The organism is Paenarthrobacter sp. TYUT067, assembly GCF_023656375.1.
In the GTDB taxonomy this organism is placed as follows: Bacteria; Actinomycetota; Actinomycetes; order Actinomycetales; family Micrococcaceae; genus Arthrobacter.
The window spans coordinates 195102-220873 of record NZ_JAMOIT010000002.1 but is presented as its reverse complement, the minus strand read 5'-3'; the positions used below and the strand labels follow the sequence as shown (position 1 = coordinate 220873).

The 25772-nt window shown below is 63.3% G+C and carries 24 protein-coding genes; 9 read left to right on the top strand and 15 right to left on the bottom strand.

Annotation, left to right across the window (positions count from 1 at the left end; all coding sequences use genetic code 11):
* The first annotated feature begins 14 nt into the window (after positions 1-14).
* Complete coding sequence (locus MOD31_RS02515) at positions 15-506, top strand: GtrA family protein (protein WP_142938709.1); 492 nt, start codon at positions 15-17, stop codon at positions 504-506.
* Between the two features lie 15 nt (positions 507-521).
* Here MOD31_RS02515 and MOD31_RS02510 read toward each other — a convergent pair whose 3' ends face one another.
* The 6 genes from MOD31_RS02510 to MOD31_RS02485 all read right to left on the bottom strand — a co-directional run bounded on the left by MOD31_RS02510 (position 522) and on the right by MOD31_RS02485 (position 7016).
* Positions 522-1691, bottom strand: a complete 1170-nt coding sequence (locus MOD31_RS02510; protein WP_250819760.1) for a cysteine desulfurase family protein — start codon at positions 1689-1691, stop codon at positions 522-524.
* Positions 1692-1698: 7 nt separating this feature from the next.
* Positions 1699-2571, bottom strand: coding sequence for a carboxylating nicotinate-nucleotide diphosphorylase (gene nadC / locus MOD31_RS02505; protein ID WP_142938707.1), 873 nt, complete (start codon positions 2569-2571; stop codon positions 1699-1701).
* Entirely contained in the window at positions 2564-4336 is a 1773-nt protein-coding gene (locus MOD31_RS02500) for an L-aspartate oxidase (protein ID WP_250819759.1), read from the bottom strand. Before MOD31_RS02500 ends, nadC begins: the two co-directional genes overlap by 8 nt.
* A gap of 72 nt (positions 4337-4408) precedes the next feature.
* Complete coding sequence (gene nadA / locus MOD31_RS02495) at positions 4409-5716, bottom strand: quinolinate synthase NadA (protein ID WP_250819758.1); 1308 nt, start codon at positions 5714-5716, stop codon at positions 4409-4411.
* Positions 5713-6432: an NUDIX domain-containing protein gene (locus MOD31_RS02490; protein ID WP_250819757.1), complete on the bottom strand. Its 720-nt coding sequence runs from the start codon at positions 6430-6432 to the stop codon at positions 5713-5715. Before MOD31_RS02490 ends, nadA begins: the two co-directional genes overlap by 4 nt.
* A gap of 110 nt (positions 6433-6542) precedes the next feature.
* Positions 6543-7016 carry an Lrp/AsnC family transcriptional regulator gene (locus MOD31_RS02485; protein ID WP_014922130.1) on the bottom strand — a complete coding sequence of 158 codons (474 nt, stop codon included), beginning with the start codon at positions 7014-7016 and terminating at the stop codon, positions 6543-6545.
* Between the two features lie 174 nt (positions 7017-7190).
* Between MOD31_RS02485 and MOD31_RS02475 the strand changes: the two genes are divergently transcribed.
* The 5 genes from MOD31_RS02475 to MOD31_RS02455 all read left to right on the top strand — a co-directional run bounded on the left by MOD31_RS02475 (position 7191) and on the right by MOD31_RS02455 (position 11987).
* The gene (locus MOD31_RS02475; protein ID WP_250819756.1) at positions 7191-8576 is read left to right on the top strand and encodes an amino acid permease; all 1386 of its coding nucleotides are present in this window, start codon (positions 7191-7193) and stop codon (positions 8574-8576) included.
* Positions 8577-8714: 138 nt separating this feature from the next.
* The gene (locus MOD31_RS02470) at positions 8715-9767 is read left to right on the top strand and encodes a thiamine pyrophosphate-dependent enzyme (protein WP_250819755.1); all 1053 of its coding nucleotides are present in this window, start codon (positions 8715-8717) and stop codon (positions 9765-9767) included.
* On the top strand, positions 9760-10833 hold the full coding sequence (locus MOD31_RS02465) for an alpha-ketoacid dehydrogenase subunit beta (protein ID WP_250819754.1): 1074 nt from the start codon (positions 9760-9762) through the stop codon (positions 10831-10833). The genes MOD31_RS02470 and MOD31_RS02465 overlap by 8 nt, the downstream gene beginning before the upstream one ends.
* A complete protein-coding gene (locus MOD31_RS02460) occupies positions 10826-11155 on the top strand; it encodes a biotin/lipoyl-containing protein (protein WP_014922133.1) in 330 nt (109 codons plus the stop codon). The genes MOD31_RS02465 and MOD31_RS02460 overlap by 8 nt, the downstream gene beginning before the upstream one ends.
* Positions 11156-11159: 4 nt before the next feature.
* Positions 11160-11987: an alpha/beta fold hydrolase gene (locus MOD31_RS02455; RefSeq protein WP_250819753.1), complete on the top strand. Its 828-nt coding sequence runs from the start codon at positions 11160-11162 to the stop codon at positions 11985-11987.
* Between the two features lie 3 nt (positions 11988-11990).
* Here the strand turns inward: MOD31_RS02455 and MOD31_RS02450 are convergent, their stop codons facing one another.
* A complete protein-coding gene (locus MOD31_RS02450; RefSeq protein WP_142938695.1) occupies positions 11991-12404 on the bottom strand; it encodes a MarR family transcriptional regulator in 414 nt (137 codons plus the stop codon).
* An 86-nt stretch (positions 12405-12490) separates the two neighbouring features.
* On the opposite strand from MOD31_RS02450, the gene MOD31_RS02445 reads away from it, so the two are divergent.
* The gene (locus tag MOD31_RS02445) at positions 12491-13159 is read left to right on the top strand and encodes a phosphoribosyltransferase (RefSeq protein WP_250819795.1); all 669 of its coding nucleotides are present in this window, start codon (positions 12491-12493) and stop codon (positions 13157-13159) included.
* A 72-nt stretch (positions 13160-13231) separates the two neighbouring features.
* On the opposite strand, the gene MOD31_RS02440 is transcribed toward MOD31_RS02445, so the two are convergent.
* Entirely contained in the window at positions 13232-14566 is a 1335-nt protein-coding gene (locus MOD31_RS02440) for an MFS transporter (protein WP_142938693.1), read from the bottom strand.
* A 129-nt stretch (positions 14567-14695) separates the two neighbouring features.
* On the opposite strand from MOD31_RS02440, the gene MOD31_RS02435 reads away from it, so the two are divergent.
* Complete coding sequence (locus MOD31_RS02435) at positions 14696-15442, top strand: IclR family transcriptional regulator (RefSeq protein WP_142938706.1); 747 nt, start codon at positions 14696-14698, stop codon at positions 15440-15442.
* A gap of 7 nt (positions 15443-15449) precedes the next feature.
* Here MOD31_RS02435 and MOD31_RS02430 read toward each other — a convergent pair whose 3' ends face one another.
* Positions 15450-16925, bottom strand: coding sequence for an APC family permease (locus tag MOD31_RS02430; RefSeq protein WP_250819752.1), 1476 nt, complete (start codon positions 16923-16925; stop codon positions 15450-15452).
* Positions 16926-17160: 235 nt separating this feature from the next.
* Here MOD31_RS02430 and MOD31_RS02425 point away from each other — a divergent pair, with 235 nt between their 5' ends.
* Positions 17161-18135, top strand: coding sequence for a helix-turn-helix domain-containing protein (locus tag MOD31_RS02425; RefSeq protein ID WP_142938691.1), 975 nt, complete (start codon positions 17161-17163; stop codon positions 18133-18135).
* A 3-nt stretch (positions 18136-18138) separates the two neighbouring features.
* Here MOD31_RS02425 and MOD31_RS02420 read toward each other — a convergent pair whose 3' ends face one another.
* The 6 genes from MOD31_RS02420 to MOD31_RS02395 form a co-directional block, all read right to left on the bottom strand.
* Positions 18139-19518 (bottom strand): MFS transporter, encoded by a 1380-nt coding sequence (locus MOD31_RS02420; RefSeq protein WP_250819751.1) that lies wholly within the window; start codon positions 19516-19518, stop codon positions 18139-18141.
* A gap of 86 nt (positions 19519-19604) precedes the next feature.
* Positions 19605-22655, bottom strand: coding sequence for an AAA family ATPase (locus MOD31_RS02415; protein ID WP_250819750.1), 3051 nt, complete (start codon positions 22653-22655; stop codon positions 19605-19607).
* The gene (locus tag MOD31_RS02410) at positions 22652-23842 is read right to left on the bottom strand and encodes an exonuclease SbcCD subunit D (RefSeq protein WP_250819749.1); all 1191 of its coding nucleotides are present in this window, start codon (positions 23840-23842) and stop codon (positions 22652-22654) included. The genes MOD31_RS02415 and MOD31_RS02410 overlap by 4 nt, the downstream gene beginning before the upstream one ends.
* Positions 23843-23910: 68 nt before the next feature.
* Entirely contained in the window at positions 23911-24843 is a 933-nt protein-coding gene (locus MOD31_RS02405; protein WP_250819748.1) for an aquaporin, read from the bottom strand.
* Between the two features lie 160 nt (positions 24844-25003).
* Entirely contained in the window at positions 25004-25348 is a 345-nt protein-coding gene (locus tag MOD31_RS02400; RefSeq protein WP_142938686.1) for a DUF202 domain-containing protein, read from the bottom strand.
* A gap of 2 nt (positions 25349-25350) precedes the next feature.
* The gene (locus tag MOD31_RS02395) at positions 25351-25710 is read right to left on the bottom strand and encodes a DUF202 domain-containing protein (protein WP_284705199.1); all 360 of its coding nucleotides are present in this window, start codon (positions 25708-25710) and stop codon (positions 25351-25353) included.
* Between the last annotated feature and the right edge of the window lie 62 nt (positions 25711-25772).

Genomic DNA, 25772 nt, shown 5'->3' with positions numbered 1-25772 from the left:
TCAGGCTTAACCCCATGGAGATAGCTGCGGAGGCCACTGAGCTACGCCCGTCTCCCTCTCAAAAGCCCCCGCGTCAACGCAAACGGCACCGCGGCGTCCTGAAGTACCCAGTTGTGCGGCAATTAATCCGCTTCACCGGAGTCGGAGTGGTGTGCACGGCGAGTTCGCTCGCCATTTACGCTGTGCTGCGTCCGTGGATCGATCCCCAGCTGGCCAACGCCGTTGCCCTTGTTCTGACGTCGTTGATGAACACGGCCCTGAATCGACGGTTGACGTTCAAAATCACCGGCCGCAGGAAACGTGCGCAAGACCACCTCAGTGGGGTTATTGTGATTGGCATCGCGCTGATCATCACCGGCGGGAGCCTGGGTGTTTTGCATCTTCTTCGGCCCGAAGCCACGGTCACCGAAGAGTTGTGGACCACCACGTTGTCCGGTTTCGTGGCCACGGCGGTCCGGTTTACCCTGCTGCGGCATTGGATTTTCAGGCGCGCGCGGCACGTGTGATCACCCAGGTAGTAATTACTGCTTTTCTTGCGGGACAGCCAGGTTCCGGACGCGTCCGACGGCGGTTTCCACGGCAACGGCTGCCTGTTCCAGTTCGGCGTCGGTGACAGTTGAGGTGAAGCTAAAACGCACCGCCGTCTGGGCCGTTTCAGGGGCGATACCCAGGGCCAGGAGCACCGGCGAGGGTGCGTCGGATCCCGCCGCGCAGGCCGATCCACTGGAACACACCACGCCGAGCCGCTCCAGCTCAAGCAGCACAGACTCGCCGCTGGTTCCGGGGAAGCAGAAAGAAGCTACGGAGGGCAGGCGTTGGATGGGGTGTCCGGTGAGCAGGGCGTGAGGTACGGTGGCGAGGATCCGCTGGATGAACTGATCCCTGAGATCCGAAACGCGCGCTGCTTGATGGGGCTGCTCGGCGTGGGAGAGCTTGAGCGCCGTGGACAACGCAACAGCCCCTGCCACGTTCTCTGTGCCCGAGCGCTTTGCCTTCTCCTGGCCGCCACCGTGCACCAGGGGCTCCACCCGAAGCCGCCCCTTGGTGAACAGGACACCGGATCCCTTGGGCGCACCAAGTTTGTGTCCGGAAATACTCAACGCGTCCACACCGAGCGCTTTCACGTCCACCGGCAACCACCCAGCGGCTTGCACTGCGTCCGTGTGGAACGGCACTCCGTGTTCCCGGGCCACTGCGGCCAAGGCTGCAATGGGCTGGACGGTTCCGACCTCATTGTTCGCGTACATGACACTCACTAGAGCGGTGTGGGGGCCTATGACCGACCGTAAGCCATCAATGGAGACCAGACCTTCCCCGTCCACGGGGAGCACATCCACGGTGAATCCATGCACCCGTTCCAGGTAACGGGCTGATTCTTCCACTGCGGGATGTTCGATGGCACTGATCACCACACGGTTCAGCGACGGATCAGCCGCCTGCCGCGCCAACGCTATGCCTTTGACGGCAAGGTTGTCCGCTTCCGTGCCGCCGGAAGTGAAGGTCACCTCGCCGGCACGGCAGTTCAGGACCTTCGCGACGCCGGAACGGGCTTCGGCAAGCGCACCCGCTGCCGTTTCGCCCAGGCTGTGGTGGCTGGAGGGGTTGCCGAACTCGCCGCTCAGGTAAGGCCACATGGCTTCAAGGGCCTCACGGCGAACCGGAGTGGTGGCTGCGGCGTCAAGGAAGATCATGGGATGGTCAGGCTGTCTCTAGAACGACGTCCAGCCCCAGGTCGAGGGCGCTCACGCTGTGGGTCAGGCCACCAATGGAAATAACGTCCACGCCGGCGGAAGCGATCTCGGTGACGGTATTGATGTTCACGTTGCCGCTGGCTTCCACGATGGCCCGTCCGTCCACCTGTTTGACCCCGGCACGGAGCTGTTCGATGGAGAAGTTGTCCAGCATGATGGTGTCCACACCGGCAGCCAGCACGGGTTCAATCTGCTCGGCCCGGTCCACTTCCACCTCGAAGTGGGTGGTGTGGCCAAGCTGGGCTTTGGCTGCAATCAGCAGTTCGGTCAGTTTGCTGGAGTCGCCTCCAGTCATGACGGCCAGGTGGTTGTCCTTGGCCAGCACGGCGTCGGAGAGGCTGTAGCGGTGGTTGGCTCCCCCACCACAGCGCACCGCATAGCGCTCCAGCACACGAAGTCCGGGGGTGGTCTTGCGGGTGTCCGTGATCCGGGCGCGCGTCCCTTCCACAAGCCGCACGAATTCCGCCGTTTTGGTGGCTATGGCGCTCATCCGCTGCACCAGGTTCAGGCCCACCCTTTCGGCGAGGAGCACCGAGCGGGCGCTGCCGCTGACCCGCGCGAGGTGTGTTCCGGCGTCGAACGCTTCACCGTCGGCGAGGAGCAATTCCACGTCCGTGTCCGGGTCCACGAGCTTCATGGCATCACGGAAAACGGGACCGCCGCTGAAGACCCCGGGGACTCGCGCATTCAACACTGCAGTTGCCCGGGCGTCGGCGGGGATCAGTAGCTGCGAGGTGATGTCGCCGCTGGGCGCGTCCTCCGCGAACGCCCGTTCCAGGATGTCCCGGACGGGGGCAGCGGGGAGGGTCAGGTTAGTCATGGACGAGGCTCACTTTCCGGCTCATGGTGTAACGCTTGTCAATATCTTCGACGACTCCGGGGTCCTCCCAGCTGTCGCTGCGGTAATGCGCCCCCAAGGACTCACGCCGTTCCCGGGCAGCATGCACCAGCAACTGCGCCGCCAACAGAAGGTTGGAATCCTCATGCTCCCGGACGTCAAAGGAATCCGGCACGTTCAAGGGAACGACAGCCTCTTCCCATTCCCCCAAGGCCTCTGCGGCCTCAGCCAACAACTCCCCGCTCCGGAGCACGCCGGCCTTGGCGGTCATCAGCCGCCGAAGTGCCTGCCTCGAGAACCCGTCATGACCGGCCATGTGAGCGGACACATGCCCTTCCACCTCAACCAGCGGGGCCGGAGGTTCCGACAGCGCCGTTGTCGCGTGAGCGCCCGAACCGGCCGCCGAGCCTGCGAGGCGATCGCCGGTACGAGGCGCGAGCGCAGGCGCCAAGGGGCCTGCGGCGTCGCGGTCACCAAGGAGCAACGCTTCAACAGCCCGTCGCCCGAACACGAGGCCCTCGAGCAGGGAATTGCTGGCCAGCCGGTTGGCACCTTGCACCCCGGTACACGCCACTTCGCCGGCGGCCAGTAGCCCGGGAACAGAGGTGCGGCCGTAAAGGTCGGTGACCACGCCGCCCATCCAGTAGTGGGCCGCGGGTGCTACAGGAACAAGCTCGGTGGTCCAGTCAACGCCGGTTTGGCGGGTGCGTTTGCTGAGGGTGGGGAAACGTTTGGCCAGGAAGCCTTTTCCTCGGCTTTCCTCAATCACGGTGGCGTCCAGGAACACGTGGCCGTTGGGGTCGCCGAGTTTTGTGAGGTGAAGGGCGATGCTGCGGGAGACGACGTCCCTGGGTGCGAGTTCGGCATCAGGGTGGTAGTCGGGCATGAAGCGGTGACCGGTGGCATCTACCAGGATGGCGCCCTCGCCCCGTACCGCTTCGGAGATAAGCAGGGGGTCGTTGTTGCCTTCTGCTTCCCGTGCCTCAGTCGGGAGAACCATGCACGTTGGGTGGAATTGAAAGAACTCAAGGTCTGCCACAGCCGCCCCAACACGCCACGCCAGGGCCAGGCCATCCGCTGTTGCCACTGAGGGATTGGTGGTTTGGGCGAACAGCTGGCCGGCTCCCCCGGTGGCGAGCAGCACAGAGTCGCCGTGGACGCCGAGGTGGCGGCCATCGTGGAGGAAGTTCGCTCCCACTACACGGCCGCCGCCCGGTCCCCCCAAGGAGAGCGATGTCACGTGGGCGTGCCCTATGACCTGGACCTTTCCTGCGGCTTGGAAGTCCAGCACGGTTTTGATCAGCGCGGCCGCCACTCCGGCTCCTGTAGCGTCGCCACCGGCGTGGAGGATGCGGGGAGCTGAGTGGGCGGCTTCTAGACCCAGCGCGGGATCACCGTCGTCGTCAAGGTCGAAGTGGACGCCGAAACGTGCCAGTCCTGCGATGTCCAACCGTGCCTCGGTGCACAGCACCCGTACTGCTTCTTCATTGCAGTGGCCGGCCCCGGCTTTAAGTGTGTCCGCGATATGGGCTGCCACAGTATCGCCGGGGGCCGGCTCGTCCAGCACAGCGGAAATCCCGCCTTGGGCGTAGTAGGTGTTGCTGTCTGCGAGCGCACCCTTGGTCAGCAGCACCACTTCCGCGCCGGCATCGGCAGCAAGAAGGGCTGAGTACAGTCCTGCGATGCCGCTTCCGACGACGACCAGCCTTTGGGGGGCGGCCCCGTCGGTAAGGCTCTCTGTAGTCATATGAGGCTCGATTCGGCTAGACGGGTGTTGATGTGCCCGGACGGTGATGCCGGCTTTGTGGTGCCGTCGGTTTTAGGCAGGTTTGGCTGCCAGCATGCGTTCGAGCGCAATTTTGGCGTTGTCCTGCACGGAGTCGTCAACGGTGATGCGGTTGACGATGCGTCCTTCCACGAGTTCCTCCAGGACCCAGGCGAGGTATCCGGGGTGGATGCGGTACATGGTGGAGCAGGGGCAAATGACGGGATCGAGGCAGAAAATGGTGTGCTGCGGATATTCGGCGGCGAGCCTGTTCACCATGTTGATCTCGGTGCCGATCGCGAACGTGGTGGGTTCGGTGGCGGCGGCGATGGCCTTCTTGATGAAGTCGGTGGATCCTGCGGAGTCTGCGGCGTCCACTACTTCCATGGGGCATTCGGGGTGGACAATCACGTTGACGCCCGGGAAGTCCTGCCGGGCTTTCTCGATCTGGCCCACGTTGAAGCGCTTGTGGACTGAGCAGAAGCCGTGCCAGAGGATGACCCGGGAGTCCTGCAGTACCTGTTCGTCATTGCCGCCAAGTTCCTTGCGCGGGTTCCACATGGGCATCTGCTCAAGCGGGACGCCCAGTGCCTTGGCGGTGTTGCGGCCCAGGTGTTGATCGGGGAAGAACAGAACGCGCTGACCGCGTTCGAACGCCCATTCCAGAACCACTTTGGCGTTGGACGAGGTGCAGACGATCCCCCCGTTGCGGCCACAGAACGCCTTGAGTGCTGCAGAGGAGTTCATGTAGGTGACAGGGATGACGGGTACCCGGCCGGAGCCATCCGGGTCCGTGCCGAAGATTTCTTCAAGCTGCTCCCAGCATTCCTCCACGGAGTCTTCATCTGCCATGTCAGCCATGGAGCATCCCGCGGCAAGGTTTGGCAGGATGACGGCCTGTTCGGGCGTGGAGAGGATGTCCGCTGTCTCGGCCATGAAGTGCACACCGCAGAAGATGATCGCTTCGGCGTCGGGCTTGGTCAGGGCAGCGTTGGCGAGCTGGAAGGAATCGCCCACGAAGTCCGCGTACTGGATGACTTCGTCACGCTGGTAGAAGTGGCCCAGGATGACGGCCCGGTCCCCGAGTGTCGCTTTGGCGGCCCGGATGCGGGCGTCAAGTTCGGCGTCGGTGGCTTTTTTGTACTCATCGGGCAGCTGGCCCTGGCGCGGTGTGGCTTTGGGAGCGACATCCTCGCTGGAAGCACCCGGGCCATAAGCAGGTTCGCCGGCAAGTGCTTCGGCGAGGTCGTACTCCCATGGGCCCCTGGCCAAGGCCGGGCTGCACGTGGCCCCTGCGCGGGAGAGGCCTTTCTCGGCTTCTTCGCGAGTGATCAGCTGGACGGCAGTGTTAACGCTGCTCATGGTGTACTCCTGTTATCTGGCCCGAGGCCGGGCGTGCCGGTGAAGCGGTAGAGGCGTGGCGGGCGGTGTTTTCCGCCTTGAAGGTATTCACCGGTTTCTTCGATTTCCGGTGTTGCCTTGACGTGCCTGCGAAAGTTAGCGGGATCGAGCTGGCGGTCCAGCACGGCCTCGTAGACTTCGCGGACCTGGGCGAGGGTGAAAAACTCTCCCAGCAGGTGGTAGGCGATGGTCCCGTAGGCCATCTTGTTGCGCAGCCGCCACAGGGCGTAGTCCACGATTGCGTTGTGGTCGAAGGCCAGTTTGGCGAGCTTGTCTGCCCGGAACCAGCGCACATTCTCGGACTCGTCAGCGAGGGCAGCTTCAGTGGGTTGCACCAGTGCCCAGTACACGATGGAGACCACTCTTTGGGTGGGCGATCTATGGAGGCCGCCGAAAGCGTAGAGCTGCTCAAGGTAGTGAGGCGCCAGGCCGGTGGTTTCGCGGAGGTTCCGCGAAGCCGCATCCTGGAGGGATTCGTCGTGGGCCAACGGTCCACCCGGGAGCGCCCACATGTCTTTGTAAGGCTCACGGATACGCCGTACCAACGGCAACCACAGGGTTGGGCGCCCGGATGTCTCGCTGGGGCGGAGGGCGAAAATCACCGTTGAAATAGCCAGCGACGGCGGTGCAAGCCGCCGCTCGGCAACGTTGGCTGAGTTGGTGTTCACGGCGTTCACCTCGCTTCATCGCCGTCCGAAACGCTCCCCGGTCAGTGAAGCGCTAGTTAAAGTCATGTTGACTAGAACTAATGGTACGGCTCGATCGACGCGGAGCAAAATGCTTTACGTCACACTGGCTTGGCGGCAGCTTCCATCAGCGGGAGCGTGCGGCCTTGGATGTGGCTGTTCAGGACGATGACCGACGAACACCGGACCACGGACTTGGTGGCGATCATGGCATCAAGGACGCGTTGCATATCAGGGTTGGACCGCGCGGCGATCCGCACCATCAGGTCCGAATTTCCCGTGACAGTGTGAACCTCGATAATTTCCGGGATGGCACTGAGGCTTTCGATGATGGCATCGTGGCCGATTTCCTGGGTGATGGTCACCGAGCAGAACGCCACCACCGGAAAGCCGAAGTTGGCGGGATCAGGCTGGGGAACCCAGGAACCGATGACCCCGTTTTCAATCATTCTGTCTATCCGGGACTGCACCGTCGCCCTGGCAACCCTGAGCACGCGGGAAGCTTCCAGCACTGAAGATCGCGGTGAATCAGTGAAGAAACGTACAATTTTTGCATCAAGCGCATCCACCAGCATCAAAGTTCCTGTCCCCGGGGTAACTTACCCATCACATCGCTACAGCAAAAAGTGATGTATCTTACAAACTGCGAGAATTATTCCACGGCTCTTGCTGCGTCGTCGACGCCCGCGTGCCAAACCCATGAGGCCAGCACGCCAAACCAGCATGTAATCCATAGAAGGTAGACACGTATGACAACGAAGTCCATCGCGGCTCCTGCGCCAACATCCGGCCTCGGCCATTCGCTCAAGCCGCGCCAGCTCACCATGATGGGGCTAGGCAGCGCGATCGGCGCGGGCCTCTTCCTCGGCTCGGGGGCAGGCGTTCAGGCGGCCGGTCCGGCAGTCCTTATTTCCTACCTCGTCGCCGGTACGCTGATCATCCTGGTCATGTGGGCCCTTGGCGAGATGGCGGCAGCCAACCCGAACAGCGGCGCGTTCTCCGTGTACGCGGAGAAGGCCATGGGCAAGACCGCCGGCGGAACCATCGGCTGGTTGTGGTGGTTGCAGCTGGTAGTAGTCATTGCAGCCGAAGCCATCGGAGCAGCCGGTCTGCTGTTCTCGATCTGGCCCGTCATCCCCGTATGGGTCCTAGCGTTGGTCTTCATGGTGGTCTTCACGGGCATCAACCTTGTGGGCGTCCGCAACTTTGGTGAGTTCGAGTTCTGGTTCGCCATCCTCAAGGTCGCAGCGATCGTGATCTTCCTACTGATCGGCGCAGCCCTGCTCTTGGGTTGGCTGCCTAACGTGCCCTCCCCCGGGTTCTCAGCGTTCAGCGACTTTGCCCCCAACGGCATCGGCGGCATCGCGGCCGCCTTGTTCGTCGTGATCTTCGCCTTCGGTGGAACCGAGATCGTCAGCGTCGCCGCCGCCGAAACCGAGAACCCCGCCCACAGCGTAGGCAAGGCCATCCGTACAGTTGTTTGGCGCATCCTGGTCTTCTACATCGGCTCGGTGTTCGTAATCGCAGCCGTCCTTCCGGTGGGATCGGAAGGATTGAAGTCCCCATTCGCCGGAGTTCTGGACCTTGCCGGAATCCCCGGCGCCGGAGCGGCCATCACCCTGGTAGCCGTCGTCGCCCTGCTGTCCGCCCTCAACGCCAACCTCTACGGCGCCTCCCGCATGATTTTCTCCCTCTCAGAGCGCGGCGAAGCTCCACGCTTCCTGTCCCGCCTGAGCGGTTCAAAGGTTCCCGTCGCCGCAGTCGGCATCTCAGTTGCCTTCGGCTTCATCGCCACGGTCCTTGAGTTGCTGTTTCCGGAGAAGATCCTGCCGGCTCTGCTGAACCTTGTGGGATCCACATGCCTCGTGGTGTGGGGCACCGCACTGGTCTCGCAGTTCATCCTTCGCCGCAGGGCTGACCGGGACGGCACCGAGCTGCCGCTGCGCATGAAGGGATTCCCCTTCCTCACCATCGTTGGCCTTGTCCTGCTGGGCCTCATCCTGGTGGTGGGCTTCGCCAACCCGGAAAGTGCCGGGCAGCTGATCGGAACGTTCATCCTGATCATTCTCATCGCCGCCGGCTGCTTCCTCAACGCCAGGGCCAAGGCTGGCAGGCAGACCACGCCGGTCGAGTAGCCAGCTGCTCATCCTCATCAAGAAGCCCTGCACAGTTTGTACTGTGCAGGGCTTCTTTGTGTGCCCAAAATGTACAAAGTGTGCCGCTAGAACTGCACTGATTGCGCACAGGCGCAGTGGGTGACTAGGGTCACAGCCATGACTACCAAAGCCGTGCTGGCCGCCGTCGATGATGACGCGGCCCCGCTCACCCACCATCAACTCCGTGAGCTGTACACCCTGATGGCAGCCGTCCGGCATCTGGACACCTCAGCCGTCGCCTGGCAGCGCCAAGGCATCATCCCGGGATACGCCCCGGAGCTCGGCCAGGAGGCCGCCCAGGTAGGCAGCGGCTACGCCGTTGACCGGACCCGTGACTTCGTCTTCCCCACCTACCGTGAGATGGGCGTTGCCCGGGCGATGGGCCTGGACATGGTGGGCTACATGTCCACCCATAAGGCCACGTGGCACGGTGGTATGTACAACCCGTTGGAATCCAGGTTCGCACCCATTCAGGCCGTGGTTGCGGGCTCCGTCCTGCACGCTGTCGGCTGGGCCCATGGCCAAACCCTTTCCGGCCACGCGGAGGGTGAAACGGGCGTTGCCATGACGTACTTCGGCGACGGCGCCTCCTCGCAGGGCGACGTCCACGAAGCCATGAACTTCGCGGCAGTCATGAAGGCTCCCGTGGTGTTCTTCATCCAGAACAACGGCTGGGCCATCTCCGTCCCCACGGAACGCCAGGTAGCCGGCGGATCGGTCGCGGCTCGCGCTGCCGGGTACGGAATCCCGTCCCTGCAGGTGGACGGAAATGACGTGGTAGCTGTTTTCGAAGCCACTCGTTCCGCTTTAGCGCACTGCCGCGCCGGCAACGGACCCGTGGTGATTGAAGCCATGACCTACCGCCGCGGGCCGCACTCCACCGCCGACGATCCCGGCCGCTACCGCACGCTGGACGAGGAACGCACCGACGCCGGCGAGGATCCGCTGGAGCGCTTCAGGCAGCGGCTGCTCGACGAAGGGGTTGCAGACGAGGCTTTCTTCGCCGAAGCGCAGCGGAAGGCCGAAGAAGAAGAGGAAGCCATCCGTACCGGCATCGAAGACCTGGGCCCCCGACCCGGCGCCGAAATGTTCGGCCTGGTTTTCCAGGAACCAACGCCCGCACTTCAATCCCAGGCCACCGCGTGGCGCGAGGAGTCCGAACATGTCTGAGACCATGACTGCCTTGCCAGGCATTGAAGCTGCCGCAGCTGGCGTTCAGCAGCTGTCCATGCAGCAAGCACTCAACCGTGCCCTCGATGAGATCCTGGCCGGGAACCCCAAGACGGTCATCTTCGGCGAGGACTGCGGCCAGCTGGGCGGCGTCTTCCGCATCACCGACGGCCTCCAGGCAAAACATGGCGAGGACCGCGTCTTCGACACCCCGCTTGCCGAATCCGGCATCCTCGGCATGTCCGTGGGCCTGGCCATGGCAGGCTTCCATCCCATCCCCGAGGTCCAGTTCGATGGCTTCGCCTACCCGGCCATCAACCAGATCGTCTGCCAGATCGCCCGCATGAACTACCGCAGCCGCGGGACCCTGCCCATGCCCATCACCCTGCGCGTGCCCAGCTTTGGCGGTATCCGTGCACCCGAGCACCACGGAGAGTCCTTGGAGGCGCTCTTCGCCCACGTTCCGGGGCTCAAAGTGGTATCACCGTCCACCCCGAACGATGCCTACCACCTGCTCAAGTACGCGGCAGCTCGACCGGACCCGGTCATTTTCATGGAACCGAAGTCCCGCTATTGGCAGAAGGGACCGGTGGACCTCACCTCGGTGGATGCGGCCACTGCAGCGCACGACGGCGGAGCGGACAACTGCAGCAACCTCACCGGCGCCCGCGTGGCGAGGGAAGGCAGGCACCTGACCCTCGTGGCGTGGGGCGCCATGGTGGCCCGTTGCCTGCAGGTTGCCGAACTGGCGGCCGAAGACGGCATCGACGTCGAAGTCCTGGACCTTCGCTGGCTGAAACCGATCGACGCGGAAGCGTTGGCGACCTCCGTCGGGAAGACGCGCCGCGCCGTCGTCGTCCATGAAGCGCCGCTGACCTCAGGCCTGGGCGCCGAAGTGGCCCAACTCATCACGCAGAGCTGTTTCGCGACGCTCAAAGCGCCGGTGGAACGCGTGACGGGCTTCGACGTGCCCTATCCCTCCGGAGACCTGGAAGACGAATACATCCCCAACATCGACCGCATCCTCTTTGGGATCCAACGCGTACTGGAGTACCGCCGTGGCTGAAATTTCCTTCCCCCTTCCGGACCTCGGCGAGGGCTTGATTGAGGCAACAGTGCTGGACTGGCTCGTGGAGCCCGGTCAGCAGGTGGAACGCAACCAGGCGATCGTGGAGTTGGAAACCACCAAGTCGGCCCTCGAATTGCCCAGCCCGCAGGCGGGTAAAGTGGTGCGTATTCACGGAGCGCCCGGTGACACCATCAACGTTGGCGAGCCGCTGATCGTGTTCGAGGTTCCGGATGACACTGCCGGGATCGTGGGCACTGTTCCGAAGGACGAAGCACCCAAGCGCCGGGTCCGCCTGAGCGCCGTACTGGATGAGGACTGACGTGATGACCGGAAGGCACACCATGGAACAGCACGGGCACACAGTGGAGGGCACCGACCCCGGACTGTTCGTGGAAGTCCATGAGCCGGCTACCGACGCCGGGCTGCGCCCCGTCCTGCTGATCCATGGCTTCTCTTCCTCCACGAAACTGAACTGGGTGGACAGCGGTTGGATCACCACGCTTCAGGACGCAGGGCGCCGGGTCATCACCGTAGACCTGCCCGGTCACGGCCGGAGCCACTCCCCTGAGGACCTGGATTCGTACACGCCCAGCCGCATCCGCGCCGACCTTCTCCAAATAGTGACCGACGCCGGCGCCCGGCCCCTGCGCGAAGGCGATCCTTCCACGGGACTGGACGTCATTGGCTACTCGCTCGGTTCCAGGCTGGCGTGGGAGTTCGGCGCCACCCAGCCGGACCTCGTTCACCGCATCGTCCTGGGCGGGCCGAGCTCGGCGGATCCGTTGGCAGCTTTCGACCTCGTGGCCGCGCAGCGGCATCTGGCCGACGGTACACCCATCGAGGACGGGTCCACGGCAGGCCTGCTGAAGATGGCCCAAATGCTTCCAAGCAACAACCTGTTTGCCATGTTGTCGCTCATCGAAGCCATCAAGGGCGAACCTTTCGATCCTGCAGAGGCCGCCCCTCACATGCCACTGCTGCTCGTGGCAGGAGAGAAAGACGAACGGGCAGCCACCATGCCGGAGCTGGCCTCCATTGCCGGCAAGCGTGGCGGCATGGTGGAGACCCTGGTGATCCCGGGACGCACCCACACCAATGTCATTACTAGCCGGGCTTTCAAGGAAGCTGCGGTCGAGTTCCTCGGCGTGTAGGTCTCAGCGGGCCAGTCGCTCCGCGTTCAGGCTCATGCGCTCCAACACGCTCAGGGCCATCGCGTACTCGTCAATGCCTATGCCCATGGACAGGTCCTGACGCGCATCTTCCACCAAGCGCTGGGCCTCGTGGTATTTCTCGCGGCCCCGGTCGCTCAGCGCCAGCCTGTCGTCGATCATGATGATCATTCCCCGCCCCACCAAGGCCGCAAGTTCGCGTTCGCGCAGCCGGGAATCGCCGCCCCACAGCGGCTGCAGGATGTCCTCCAATCGATCCGGCCGCATGGCACCCTCCGATAGCGTGCCCAAGGTGTGCCATTGGCGCCGGGTGAGTTTGATCCTGGCCAGGGTGGCGTCCAGCTGTATTTCCAGTGCGGCGTCGAGCCTCTTGATCCAATATCCGATGGGCTTGTTCACAAGGCCATGCTTTCAGTGGGCGCGCCACCGGGCAAGGTGTGGACTGTAGGCTTGGGAGTGCAACGAATTACGTGGAAGTGGAGCAGATGGGCATGCGTTTCAAGGACCGCGCGGAAGCCGGTCGACGCCTGGCTGAAGCACTCCCCCAACTGAGGGAACGGCCAGACACCATCGTCCTGGGCCTGGCCCGTGGTGGAGTCCCGGTAGCCGCAGCCGCGGCCGCAGAACTGTACCTGCCGTTTGGCGCCATGCTGGTCCGAAAATTGGGGATCCCCGGCCGTGACGAGACCGCTTTCGGGGCGCTGGCGTGGTCGCAGGGCGACGTCCTGCGAATGGTCAACAGGCCCCTGAAGGAGCTCATTCTCGCGCACGGAATCTCCCAGTCCGCTTTGGATGCCGTGGAAACCCATGAACGTTCCGAACTCATCCGCCGTGCCCACAAATACCCCGGCATCGAGCACGATCTTCGCGGAAAAACAGTGGTGTTGGCCGACGACGGACTGGCCACCGGCGCCACCATGCGGGCAGCCGTGGAGGCCGTCCGGGCCGGCGGGGCCGGCACCGTCATCGCTGCAGTGCCGGTCGCCTCCCTGGAGGCCTCAACCTCCTTGGCCCGGGTCTGCGACGTCGTGATCGCGTTGCACACGCCCGGCAAGTTCCATGCAGTTGGCGCATTTTATGAACGCTTCGAGCAATTGTCCGACGCCGACGTCGTAGGCCAGTTGGAAGGTGCCGGTGCCAGCGGCCGTAAGTAGCCGCCGTCGTAGTCTGAACGCAAAGACGGGCGCGGTCCCTGTGGACCACACCCGTCTTTTGTTTGCCATTTGTTAGTGGTGGACGCTGTACCCCAGCGGACGGCCACGGGTTTCCTTGGCCAAAATCACGCCAATTGCGGAGATCACGCAGAGAACCATGATGTAGATGCCCACCGATCCGGACCACTTGGTGGTATCCAGGAGAGCTTGGGCAATGAGCGGAGCGAAAGCGCCGCCCAGGATTGCACCGAGCGCGTAGCCGATGGAAATTCCCGAGTACCGGACCTGGGCCGGGAACATCTCCGCATACATGGCGGACATTGGACCGTAGGACAGACCCAGTCCGATAGTGAGGACGAACAGTGCAGTTCCGTAAAGCACGATGTCCTTGGAATCGATCAGCACGAACATGGGAATCATCCACGCGAAGACCAGGCCATAACCGATCAGGAACGTCTTGACGCGACCAATCTTGTCCGACAACCAACCGCCCACCATGGTGAAGATGAGCCACCCGAAGGACGCAATGGTGGTGGCCAGCAAGACCTGAGGCGTAGGCATCTTCAAGGTACGTGTGGCGTAGGAGATGAAGAAGGCGATCAGCAGGTAGCCGGCAGCGTTGTTGGCGATGAAGATCAAGGCAGCAAGAACAACTTCTTTCTTGTTCTTACGGAACAGTTCACCCAGGGGCGCCTTGCTTTCAGCCTTGCGCTGGGCGATCTCCTTGAAGACGGGGCTCTCACCAACGGCGCGACGGATCAGGTATCCCACCACGATGAGGACCACGGACAGCAGGAACGGCACACGCCATCCCCAAGAGGCAAAGTCTTCCTTGGACATCCCCGACTGCAGCAGGAACAACAGCCCCGTGGCCAGGATCATGCCGATCGGAACACCGATCTGCGGGTAGGCGCCGAAAAGCCCGCGCTTCTTCAGAGGTGCATGCTCCACGGCCATCAGCGCAGCACCGCCCCATTCCCCACCGGCCGAGAATCCCTGGACAACGCGCAGGGTGATCAGCAGGACGGGGGCCCAAAGGCCAATAGTGGCGTAGGTGGGCAGTAGGCCGATCAGCGCAGTGGCAGCACCCATCATCACCAGCGTCATGACAAGCACAGCCTTGCGGCCCATCCTGTCGCCGAGGTGTCCGGCCACAAAGGCCCCGAGGGGACGGAACAGGAAGCTGATGCCGATCGTGGCGAAAGACAGGAGCTGGGCTACTCCCGGGTTGGACTTCTCCAAGGGAGAAAGGAACAACGGCGCCAACAGGGTGGCGGTGAGCTGGGCGAAAATGAAGAAGTCGTACCACTCAATGGTGGTGCCCACCAACGTCCCGGCCAGTACCCTGCGCTCCTCGCGCTTGCTGCTGGGTCCTGACGGAGAGTCGACAGTGGAAGTTGCGGTCATTGGAACTCCATGGGGTGAGAGTGACTGGTCGGCGCTTGACTTGCATTAACCGACAGAACGGTCAGTTAGGAAAGAATACTACAACCTGTGAGCCAAAGCACAGACCCCTGCGGTGTGGGCCACCATAGAATGGTTCGCATGAACCCCCGCAGCGACGTCAAGGGCCCAACGGAAGCACCAACGCAAGCTCCGCCGTCGCAAACCCTCTCACGCGGAATCCGCGCGCTGGAGATTCTGGCGGCCGCCGAAAGGCCCCTCAGCATCGCCGAACTCACCGAGGCCCTTGGCGTACACCGTTCCGTGGCCTACCGGATCCTGCGGACGCTGGAAGACCACTCGCTGCTGGTGCGCGACGACTCCGGGCGCGTTCAACCCGGCCCGGGCCTGTCCGTCCTGGCCCGCGGTGTTTCAAGAAGCCTGCAAACTGCGGCGCTGCCCGAGCTCACCCAACTTGCCAACACGCTGCATATGACCGCCTTCGTCGCAGTGTGGGACCACCAGGAGTGCGTCAACCTTGTCACCGTTGAACCGCGGCACTCCGGCGCCGCCCTGGCCCAGCACCCGGGCAACCGCCACCCCATCGCCACCGGCGCCCCCGGGATCGCCATCCAATCAACCATGACCGAAGAGCGCTGGCAGCAGGTAGGCGCTCCGAACCCCTACCGCGCCGAAGCCCACGAAGCCCGCCGCCTGGGGTACGCCACCAGCCACGACGAAGTCATTGCAGGATTGTCCTCCATTGCCGCCCCCATCAGGGTCCCGGGCGGGCGGCCGGCAGCGATCGCCGTCGTCTATATCCGCTTGGATCAGGACCCCGACGAAGTCGGCAAAGCGCTCGCTGACAGCGCTGCCCGAATCGAAAGCCAACTGGCCTGAAGCTGCGTTAACCCTCCGAGCCATGGCCGATCCGGGCGTATACGTCAGGCTGCGAGCCCCGGAGCCGCAATCCCCACGCGACGCCAACAAGTCCAGGCAGCAGCACCAGCATCGGGAGGACGAACGTCGCCGCCGTTGACTCGGTCTGCCCCAGCAAGACGTTGAAGTTGGCCATGATGAGCACAAAGACGATAGCCAGAAGCACGAACCCCAGGCCGGGAGCGATCACCCTGACCCACAGGCTCGCCCCGTGCTGCTGCCGGCGGAAGAACCCGATCACCGCCACCGACACTACGGTCATGAGCAGCACGAGCCCCATGGCTCCGCTGTTGGTGAGCCATGTGAACATGGTCAGCACGGGGTACAGCTCGCCCAGTTCGGAACCCGCACCGGCAATGGCAAAGGCGACGGTTACGACGACGGCAATCACCGTCTGCGCCAGCGAACCGGCGAACGGCGCCCCGCTTTCGGTCCGCACCTTCGCCAGCGCAGACGGCAGGACACGCTCGCGACCCAGGGAGAAAAAATAGCGGGCCACCGCGTTGTGGAAGCTAACGAGTGCGGCGAAGAGGCTGGTGACAAAGAGGACCTGGGCGATGTCGCTGAGCAACACGCCACCGTGGTCGCCCAGGAAGGCGAAGATCATGTCCGGGCCATTGGTGGTGGCAGTCTCAATCACGGCTGACGGTCCCGCTCCCACGGTCATGGCCCAGGCAGAGACTGCATAGAAGACAGCGATGATGCCAACCGCAGCAAACGTTGCCCTTGCGACCGTGCGCTGTGGGTCCTTGGACTCTTCACCATAAATGGCGGCGGATTCGAATCCCATGAAAGCGGCGATGCCGAAGGAGAGTACCGCTCCGATACCGGGAACGAACAGGCTTTCGGGGCTCAAAGTTGCAGTGCTGATACCTTCTGGAGCCACCGCAAGGCTGATGACGTCGTACACAATGACCACCAGGAACTCCAGGGCAACCAGGACGCCAAGGACTTTAGCGGACAGGTCCACCCTGTTCACCCCCAGCCATCCGACAATCGCGATGCACACCAGCACGGGGATCCACCACGGCATGCTGATACCAAGGCGGGCGGACAGCAGTGACGAGACCGTAAAGCCGAACAGCCCGTAGATGCCCACTTGCATCAGGTTGTATGCCATGAGGGCGATCAGTGACGCGCCCACCCCGGCTGGCCTTGAGATGCCCTGCGCAATGTATGCGTAAAAAGCTCCTGCGTTGGTGACGTGCCGGCTCATGGCGGCGTATCCCACGGCGAAAAGCGCCAGAATTGCACCAAGGATCAAGAAGGACAACGGCACGCCGGTGACCCCGGTGACCGCGAAAGTGGTGGTCACGCCGCCCGCCAGCACGGTCAGCGGCGCCGAGGCCGCGATAATCATGAAGGTTACTGCCGGTACGCCGAGTCGACCCTTGGTGCTTACGGCTCCGGCGGCTCTGCCCTTGACGGGGTTGTCCACGCTCATAGTGTGCTCCTGCCTCGGTGCCGCTGGAGATTGCGCGGCACGGTGTGTGTCATTCCGCAATCTTCCACCGCAGCGGCGTCGCGTGACTTGTCTCACACGGCAGGGTGTTTGTCGCTGCACGCAAGCACGAGCCCACGCAGGCGCCGGTGTAGAATCGTGGGCAAGCTCACGCCCGCAAACCCGGCATTCCCTGCCCCAGTGGCACCGGCGCCGCGGGCCACTGAAAAGGAGTTTGATGACCGTCGCGGCTGATATGGGCCCCGCAACTGTGGAAACCATTGTGGCGGAGTCGTTCCAGGAGTGGAGCAAAGCAATCTCCAGCTCTTTCGTGCCCCTGCTGGCTACGGGCCCCAACAGCTCTTCCTTCCCGGGCACTGACTTCCACGGCATGATGAGGGCACGAGTGCTGGGGCAGATCTCCGTGGTGGAGATTACAGCCGGGCCCCACACTGTGCTTCGCACGCCGGAGCTGATTGCCAAGTCCACGGGGCGCTTTTTCAAACTCAGCATCCAGCTCGGTGGATCGGGCCGCCTGGTTCAGGACGAGCGCGAGGCCGTGCTCCGCCCCGGGGACCTCTCCATCTACGACACCTCGCGTCCGTATCAATTAACCTTCGACGACGACTTCCGCACGTTGGTGCTCATGTTCCCGCACGTTTTGTTGGACTTGCCCGCCGAAGCCATGGGACATGTGACAGCCTTGCGAATTCCGGGCGATGAGGGCCTGGGCGAGCTCATCAGCCCCTTCCTGGTGAAACTGGCCGACAACCTTGAGGCCCTCTCCGGGGCCAATGGACTCCGGTTGGTCCACAACGCCTTGGACCTGGTCACTACACTTTTCAACGGTGAGCTCGATCAACTGATCGAGACGGGCAGGGATCCGCATCTGCTGCTGCTTGGCCGCATTCACGACTACATCGAGGCCAACCTCGGTGATCCCGGACTCTCCCCCGGAAGCATTGCCGCGGCCCACTACATCTCAACGCGGCATCTGCACGACCTCTTCCAGGAAATCGGGACCACGGTAGCCTCCTCCATCAGGCAACGGCGACTGGAACGGTGCCGGCGGGACCTTAGAGATCCTGTGCTGGCCGATCGACCTGTAACAGCCATCGCGGCGCGGTGGGGGTTCACCGATGCAGCCCATTTCAGCCGCATCTTCCGCGCAGCTTTCGGGAACTCCCCCACCGGCTACCGCAGTGCCGCATAGCGGTTACCCCTGAGGTTGGCGCATCATCACCAAGGATGTGAGGACACCCAGCAGCAACAGCCCTGCTGCAGCCGCCATCGAGACGACAAAGGCTGCGCCCGGCCCCTGCGTTTGCGCCAATTGCCCGGCCAGGTAGGAGCCCAACGCTGTTCCTGCCACGATTCCGCTGGCGAGCGCCGTCATCACAGTGGCCATGCGACCGGCTGGAGCCACCACGCCGCCGATGCTGAAGACGGTGACCATCACTGGCCCCACGGGGATTCCTAGTATCAGCAGGACAAAGATCATGGGCCAAATACCAGCAGGGAGAAGCAACAGGAGCGACAAAACGGACATCGCCAGCGCTGCGGCGACCCAACGGGAAGCCAGACTGAACCGTTGCGGCCAGAAAGCTACAGACAGCGCCGCCACAGCTGAACTAAGCCCCATCACTGCATACAGCAGTCCGGCGATCTCGGCCGTAGCGTACTGCGCCGAGAAGGCACTCAGCGCGTTCTGGGTAGCTCCAAAGAACGTACCCATGCACACCATGGCCACCACGGGAACGGCCACCACGGCTCCGGCCCAACGATGACGCCGCTGCGCAGGGACTTGGGCGGAGTGCTCGCCAATAGAGGCTTGTCCATTGGAAGGCGCGACGCCGGTACGCGGCTTGCGGGGTGCGGGCACCACCGCGTGTTGGCTTGGATGGACGGCGAAGGCCGGAACCAGGGTGATGGTCATGACAGCGGCCAAAGCGAGCGGCAACCAGGGTGCCACCAAGCTGGCAAGAACACCCACCAAGGCGGGGCCCAGGACAAAAGTGACCTCGTCAGCGGTGCCTTCATAGGACAGAGCGGTATCAAGGTCGGCCCGGTTGGCTGCTACGCTTCTGGCCCCGTTTGCTGCAGCCGGGGACAAATTACGGGTGGTCAGCGCCATCCACCGAACACGGGCCATGGGCCCCACCTGGGGACAACTGGCGCCAGCGAGAAAGGCCACAATGAGGACACCAGCCGCCTCGCCCACGGAACCGTAACCGGTAGTGAGGTACGCAGCAGCAAGGAGCCCCACTACAGCAAGGGTGTTGACCACTGCCGCCACAAGCAGCACGATCCGTTGCCCGGCTCTGTCGGCCAGGGAGCCCAGGACGGGAGCCCCCACCGCCGAGCCGATACCGACGGCTCCGGCTGCCATGCCGCCGATGGCGTAGGAGTGGCTGACGGCTGTGACCAAGGTCAGGGTGCCCACGGTCAGCATGGCCAAGGGTAGCCTGGCGAAGAGCCCCAAGGGCAGGAAACCAGGTCCCGCCAGTTCAGGCAGCCGAGCGAAACGGCCCGGCAGGCGGGAGGGGCGGGAGGGAGCCTGGGGTGCAGGCTGTGACGTTACAGAAGTTTTTTCCATCAATCCGGGTTCGCTAAAGGATGCGCATCGTCCCTCCTCCCGATGCGCGCGACCCGGTGTAACGGGTTAAGTCTATCGGATACGTCTCAGACCGGTACAGCGTCGGCAATCCGCACGCTGGAACCATGCCTGCCCTTGATCACCTGCAGCTGGTTGGTGATCCGTTGCTTCATCTCCGCGACGTGACTGACAAGGCCAACAACCCTGCCGCCGTCGCGCAGTCCCTCAAGGGCGTCCATCACTTGCTCCAGGGATTGCTCATCCAGGCTGCCGAAGCCCTCGTCCACAAACAGCGTCTCAATATCGACTCCGCCGGCCTCCTGCTGCACTACATCGGCGAGGCCCAGCGCCAGGGATAATGACGCCATGAAGGATTCACCGCCCGACAACGTGGAAGTGTCCCGCCGCTGACCGGTCCATTCATCCACGACTTCCAGCCCAAGGCCCGACTTTGCGCCTCTGGCGGCCTTGGCGTCCGTATGCTGCAAGGTGTATCTGCCATCACTCATGGCCACGAGCCGCTCGGAGGCTGCAATGGCTACCTGTTCCAGCCTTGCCGCCAGGACATAAGTGTTCAGACTCATGCGGTAGTTGTTATCACCCGAGCCCCTTACGGTGTCGGCCAATTCTGCGAGCATATGTGCCCGGCGCCGAGGTTCCCTTCCCGATTGGGCCAGGGTCCGGTACTCCTTCCCCAGGCGGGCAACAGCGTCCGCTGACTTGCCGGCAAGGCCGGCTGCCAATTCCTTGGCCCGTGCGTCATCGGCGGCCTTTGAAGCAAGAAGCTTCGCCTCGGCAAGCTCGGCTTCGGCCAAGGGGAGTTCGCCGATGCTGGCTTCCTTGGCCGCAAGGATCAGGTCCTCACCGGCAAACAGCTCATCCAAGCGGGACGATTCGGCCTCGAAATCGGCCAGATCCTTTTCCAGGCCCACCACATCTGCGGGCGGGAGGATCTCCCGGCGGGCTTCGTCAGCCGAAGCAAATCCGGATTCCACCAAGGCGTTGTCAAGGGAAGCGGCTGCGGCTTCGCAGGCTTGTTGTGCCTGTTCCAGTTCCCGCTCTGCATCCACGGCCGCCTGCAGAAGCCCGCGCTCATCGACGAGTGCTTCCAGCCGCTCGCGAAGGCTGGGGAAGCCGTCCTTCAAACCGGCAAGTTCTACTTCAAAGGCAGCACACTGCTCCTGAAGCAGCTGTGCTGCCGAAGACCCCTGGGCCGCAGCGTTCGCGGAAGCGTCGTGTTCTTGTTGCACCAGGGCGATCCGCTTGCTGAGGGCCTCGTGCCGGGCGCGAAGCTTCTCCAATGTCACCGCCGCCTTGCGAGCCGTCGAGGCAGCCTCCTGGGCAGACGCCCGCTTGGATTCTGCTTCAGCAGCATCCACTGCACCTCCCTGGGCCACCAGTCCGGCGAGCACCTGCGCTGCGGAGGAGAGCTGCTCAGCGAGGAGCGCCAAGGCTTTTTCGCTGGCCTCAAACCGATCCTTGGCTTCTTCCTCTTCCTGGGCGAGGGAGAGCGCCGTTTGCACGGCTTCGGCTGGGTTGGGATGTTCCTCACTTCCGCACACGGCGCACGGCTTACCGCTTTCCAACGCCGCAGCGAGCTCCCCCGCAGCGTTGGCCAAACGCAGTTCACGGACATCAAGCCATTGCTGCCGGAGGTCCTGCGATTCGGTCCGAGCCTGAAGATGCTTCAGGGTGATCCCGTCCAACTCGTTGGTGGCCGTTGCGTGGCGGGCCACAATCCCTACCAGCTCGGCGGCACCAGCAGCCTCCCGCTCCAGTTCCGCGAGCTGGCCAGCCAACGGTTCCAGAGGCTGGATCTCTGCTTCCACGGTGGACACGTCGGAGCGCAACTGTTCCAGTAGACCGGCCGAAGCGCCGGCAGCGGCCTGCTGTTCGGCGATATCACCACGCATGGTTGCCAAACGTGCCGTGATGACTTCCAGACGTTGTTCATCGGGCAGCCGTGCCTCAACCACTGCGCAGACGGCTTTAACGGCTTCCAAAGCTACATCCGTAGTAGCGGCGTCCAGGCCAGCTGCACCAAGCTTCCCGCGCACACCGGCAGCCCGCTCTGCGGCGGTTTCGAGTTTGCGCGCCGTCGAATCGACAGCTTCGAGCTGGCCGCTGAGAACGGCGGCACGCCGGTGTCTGCCCAGCATCTCCTTGTTCTCCAGCGCTCGGGGCGCTGCCAGTTCAAGCAACACCCGCCGTTGCATCGCAGCGCCCAGCCGACCATGCCTGAGCGACCTCTCCTGAGCCTCGTGGAATTGTTCCAGCAGGCGGGTGGCCGCTGATTCTGCCTCCGCTGCCTCGTCCTGCCGACGCTGCCATTCAGAGTGAGTTTCAGCCTCCATGACGGCCAGCCAAGCTTCCGGTTCCTTGCCTGGTTCCGGCGTTGGCTCTTGTCCCGGCTCCTGGTTTGGCTCCTTGTCGGCAGCCGGAGTAGCAGCTGCAGGAAGATCCAGATGGTCATGCTCAGATGCGACCCGGTCAAGTAGCTGCTGGAGTTCGGAGGCATTGTCCTGCACAGCGCGGGCGGCATCGGCGGCTTGCTGCAGGAGCTGGCGTTCCACCGCTTCGAATCGCTGCGTGCCGAACAATTTTTGGAGCAGGTCCAGTCGGTCGTTGGCCTTGGACCTCAGGAAAGCGGCAAAGTCGCCCTGTGGCAACATCACCACACGGGTAAACTGCTCCCGGTCCATTCCCAGGACATCCGAAAGCTCAGCCCCTACCTCGTCATTCCTGGACGACTTCTCCTCCCAGCTCCCGGCTACGCGTTCCCTGAGAAGGGTCTTGGCCTGCTGGGTAGTGAATCCATTGCGGCCGCGGGCGCTTGGACGGTCCCACGCCGGGGAGCGCGTCACTTCAAAACGGCGGCCACGCGCAGAGAACTCACACACCACCCGCGGCTCAGCACCCGGCGCAGCATGATCGCTTCGGAGCCGTTTGCCTTCCTGGCGGGCGCCGGGAACGGACCCGTACAGGGCGAAGCAGATGGCATCCAGAATGCTGGTCTTGCCGGCGCCTGTGGCGCCGTTAAGGAGGAAAAGGCCCTGCGCACTGAGCTGGTCAAAGTCAATGTGTTGGGGTGTTGCAAACGGACCGAAAGCTTCGATGTCCAAACGATGAATCCTCATAGCTCAGCCTCCTGCAGCCGGACGGCTTCAAGTGCTTCCGTCAGGGCAGCTTCTTCTGCACCGTTTGCACCACGTTCCCGGACATGTTCCAGAAAACCGCAGCAGACACCGAGGTCGTCTTCTGCCGCGGCGAGGCGGTTGCTGTAACTGGTGGAGGGCCGTGACTGACCACCTTGGGGATCGAAGGAGAGGACCAAGGTGTCCGGGAAACGTGTGCGCACCTTCTCCATGGCCTGCCCAGGACGTTGCGCGTCCGTCAGCGTGATCTGGCAATAGGCTGTCTCTGCCCACGCGTGCTCTTCACCGCCCAATAGCTCCTCCAGCGTTCCGCGCAAGGTGGCCAACGCTTTGGGAGCCTCCCACAGGACCTCGTCAACGGCGATCGCGCCGCTGGCGTCGAGGTCTACCAGCCAGGCACCCTTGTGGTGTTTGGCTTCCGAGAACGAATAGGCCAAGGGAGAACCGGAGTACCGGACATTGGGTGCCAGCTCCTGCCGCCCATGGAGGTGACCTAAAGCTGTGTAGGCGAAGTCTTCAAAGAGATCCAGGGGAACCGCGCCCAAGCCGCCAATGCTCAGATCCCGTTCGCTTTCCGAGGTAATGCCCCCACTGGCAAAGGTATGCGCGAGGACCACCGGATACACCGGTCCTGATGCACGACGCGCCTGAACATCACGCCGGATCCGTTCCACTCCGGCCAGGGTCACATCAAAATGGTTGGCGTTCTCAGCTCCCAACCGCTCAGCCACAAGCCGCGGTTCAAGATAGGGGATGCCGTAGATCGCCACTTGGCCGTTCCCCACGCCGTCTTTGCCAGCCCCTTTGTCTGCCAACGGGAAAAGCACCGGTACGTCGAGTTCCTCCACCTTGGTCCTGAGGTGGACGCCTCCGCGTTCCAACAAGCGGGAAGCGAAGCCCAGCCTGATCGCGGAGTCGTGGTTACCGCTGGTCAGGACCACTGCGGCTCCTGCCTGCGTGATGCGCACCAGTGCGTCATCGAGCAGCTTGACCACATCCAATCCGGGCAAAGCACGATCATAGACGTCCCCGGCAATCAGCACGACGTCAACGGACTTGGCTTCCACCAGTGATACCAACTGGTCCACAAAGCTCCGCTGGGCATCGAGCATGCCAACGCCGTGGAAAGACCGGCCAAGGTGCCAATCGGAAGTGTGAAGTAGCCGCATATTTTTAAGCTAACCGGGGGCACCGACAATAAAGCGCAGGCGAGCCGTCCGCCGTCGAGCCCGTAGGGTTATTTGCCCTTTTTGCCGTCGAAGAAGTCCCGGGCGTCATCATTGACCGGCGTGGCCGGCACTGCGCGGGAAGGGGAACCGTCTGCTTCCGCAGCAGCGTCCTTGGCCCCGATGTCCTCGTCCGGCTCATCGTTGGCATCAAAAGAGTCGTTGACGCCATCGCTGCCGCCTTGAACGTCACCAGGTGCCGCCATGGCAGTAGTGGAGAAGCCTTGGAAGCCGCGGAAGGCAAGGCCTGCAAGCGCGGCGCCCATCAGCGGGGCCGCCCAGAAGAGCCACAGACTCTCAAGCGCCCAGGACGAGCTGAAGAATGCCTGAGCTGTTGCCCGCGCAGGGTTGAAGGGAAGGTTTCCCAGTACCTGTCCGAGCTGGAGCAGGACAGCCATAGCCAAGCCAACGGCGAAGGGGGCCATAGCCGGAACAGCGTGGCGGCCGGCGGTCGCGCCAAGAAACACAGCCACGATGAGAGCTGCACCCAGGACCTCGACCAACAGAACCCCGGCGAGCTGTGTTTGGGCGGCAGCGTGGTCGCCATAACCTGGTGCAACGACGTCAAAAGCGGCCCTCGCGTCCGTAAGGACGGGCACCGTGCTCACCACAAAGTAGATCAAGGCAGCACCAACCACGCTGCCGATAATTTGCGCTGCTACATAGCCCAAGGCCGCAACGGCCCGGACTCGACCGGCTATCAGATTGCCCACAGTGATCACAGGGTTGAAGTGGCCTCCCGAGACATAGCCGAAGGCCAGCATGGCCACTGTCACCGCAAGGCCGGTTGCAAGAGCAACAGGCACGGGGGCACCACCAGGATTGGAGAAAATCCCGACTCCCGCCGCGACAACCACAACGAACATCGATCCCAAAGCTTCAGCCGACAACCGGGCAACAAGTCCCGGTTGGGGTTCAGGTGTGGCCTGTACAGGAGAGGTCATGTCCAAGGAGTCCTTCGGTTGGTGTGGATGCCGGTATGGCCGGCTTCGGTCGCGGCGGACGCTGATGCTTGGCACCGACGCTGCAGGGGTCATGCAAGCTCAAGGCCACTGAGCATTTTGTCAGCCGAGTCTGGGCGCCAGCTGAATCCCGCCTCCGAGCTTATCCGCCCAAGGCGATCGCTGCGATCGCGGTAGCACCGAGCCCCACCACAGCCAACATGCTGACCCGGACCAGCCGGGCCGAAGCAGCTCCGTTGCCGGCGTGGAGTTGCCGTGAGCGAACCCACACCACTGCCGCCACCACGATGGTGGCTGCAGCCGCCACGAGAGCGCAGATGCCTTGGTAATCAAGCCCGGGAAGGCCCGCGACGAGATGGCCGGTTGAGGGCTCAGACGTCAGCCAGCTTCGCCAAATGAACAAGTCCACCACCACCAGGGAGATCAGCGTCCGGCGCCATGCCAAGATAGTGCGCTCAGGCTGCAATCCGGGGTCACGGACTTCCATAGTTACCGCGCCACCAAAATCAGCACCGCGAAAGCGAAGGCCGCCACGGCAACCACGATGGTCATGAACAGCATGACCCGGGAGAAAGGGAGCGCCTGATCATTGCGCATCGCCGCTTCCATCTGACCCCAACGACGATACGAAAGTGCCGCCAACCCCGCACCAACCAAGGCAAGCAAAACACAAAGAACCAGCCGCACCGGGGTGGGCGCGATGTTCGGGGCCAACTGGTCTACGGCAACCGCCCCGGCAAGCAGTGCCAAGGATGTGCGGATCCATGCGAGGAAAGTACGTTCGTTGGCGAGAGAAAACCTGTAGTCGGGCGTCCTGCCTGTCCGTCGCCACTGGGGTTCACGCGCCATGTCTCTCCAAGTTTTGTCAGTGCCGGGCAGCTTCCCCACCATACCAGCGGGGTCTCACGGCA

Excerpts from the sequence above, each read along its gene's own strand:
- MOD31_RS02500 (WP_250819759.1), bottom strand. The coding sequence starts at position 4,336 with ATGACTACAGAGAGCCTTACCGACGGGGCCGCCCCCCAAAGGCTGGTC.
- MOD31_RS02510 (WP_250819760.1), bottom strand. The coding sequence starts at position 1,691 with ATGATCTTCCTTGACGCCGCAGCCACCACTCCGGTTCGCCGTGAGGCC.
- MOD31_RS02425 (WP_142938691.1), top strand. The coding sequence starts at position 17,161 with ATGACCGTCGCGGCTGATATGGGCCCCGCAACTGTGGAAACCATTGTG.
- MOD31_RS02445 (WP_250819795.1), top strand. The coding sequence starts at position 12,491 with ATGGGCATGCGTTTCAAGGACCGCGCGGAAGCCGGTCGACGCCTGGCT.
- MOD31_RS02400 (WP_142938686.1), bottom strand. The coding sequence starts at position 25,348 with ATGGAAGTCCGTGACCCCGGATTGCAGCCTGAGCGCACTATCTTGGCA.
- MOD31_RS02430 (WP_250819752.1), bottom strand. The coding sequence starts at position 16,925 with ATGAGCGTGGACAACCCCGTCAAGGGCAGAGCCGCCGGAGCCGTAAGC.
- MOD31_RS02515 (WP_142938709.1), top strand. The coding sequence starts at position 15 with ATGGAGATAGCTGCGGAGGCCACTGAGCTACGCCCGTCTCCCTCTCAA.
- MOD31_RS02485 (WP_014922130.1), bottom strand. The coding sequence starts at position 7,016 with ATGCTGGTGGATGCGCTTGATGCAAAAATTGTACGTTTCTTCACTGAT.
- MOD31_RS02415 (WP_250819750.1), bottom strand. The coding sequence starts at position 22,655 with ATGAGGATTCATCGTTTGGACATCGAAGCTTTCGGTCCGTTTGCAACA.
- MOD31_RS02410 (WP_250819749.1), bottom strand. The coding sequence starts at position 23,842 with ATGCGGCTACTTCACACTTCCGATTGGCACCTTGGCCGGTCTTTCCAC.
- MOD31_RS02465 (WP_250819754.1), top strand. The coding sequence starts at position 9,760 with ATGTCTGAGACCATGACTGCCTTGCCAGGCATTGAAGCTGCCGCAGCT.
- MOD31_RS02455 (WP_250819753.1), top strand. The coding sequence starts at position 11,160 with ATGACCGGAAGGCACACCATGGAACAGCACGGGCACACAGTGGAGGGC.
- nadC (WP_142938707.1), bottom strand. The coding sequence starts at position 2,571 with ATGACTAACCTGACCCTCCCCGCTGCCCCCGTCCGGGACATCCTGGAA.
- MOD31_RS02440 (WP_142938693.1), bottom strand. The coding sequence starts at position 14,566 with ATGACCGCAACTTCCACTGTCGACTCTCCGTCAGGACCCAGCAGCAAG.
- MOD31_RS02470 (WP_250819755.1), top strand. The coding sequence starts at position 8,715 with ATGACTACCAAAGCCGTGCTGGCCGCCGTCGATGATGACGCGGCCCCG.
- nadA (WP_250819758.1), bottom strand. The coding sequence starts at position 5,716 with ATGAGCAGCGTTAACACTGCCGTCCAGCTGATCACTCGCGAAGAAGCC.
- MOD31_RS02435 (WP_142938706.1), top strand. The coding sequence starts at position 14,696 with ATGGTTCGCATGAACCCCCGCAGCGACGTCAAGGGCCCAACGGAAGCA.
- MOD31_RS02475 (WP_250819756.1), top strand. The coding sequence starts at position 7,191 with ATGACAACGAAGTCCATCGCGGCTCCTGCGCCAACATCCGGCCTCGGC.
- MOD31_RS02405 (WP_250819748.1), bottom strand. The coding sequence starts at position 24,843 with ATGACCTCTCCTGTACAGGCCACACCTGAACCCCAACCGGGACTTGTT.
- MOD31_RS02395 (WP_284705199.1), bottom strand. The coding sequence starts at position 25,710 with ATGGCGCGTGAACCCCAGTGGCGACGGACAGGCAGGACGCCCGACTAC.
- MOD31_RS02420 (WP_250819751.1), bottom strand. The coding sequence starts at position 19,518 with ATGGAAAAAACTTCTGTAACGTCACAGCCTGCACCCCAGGCTCCCTCC.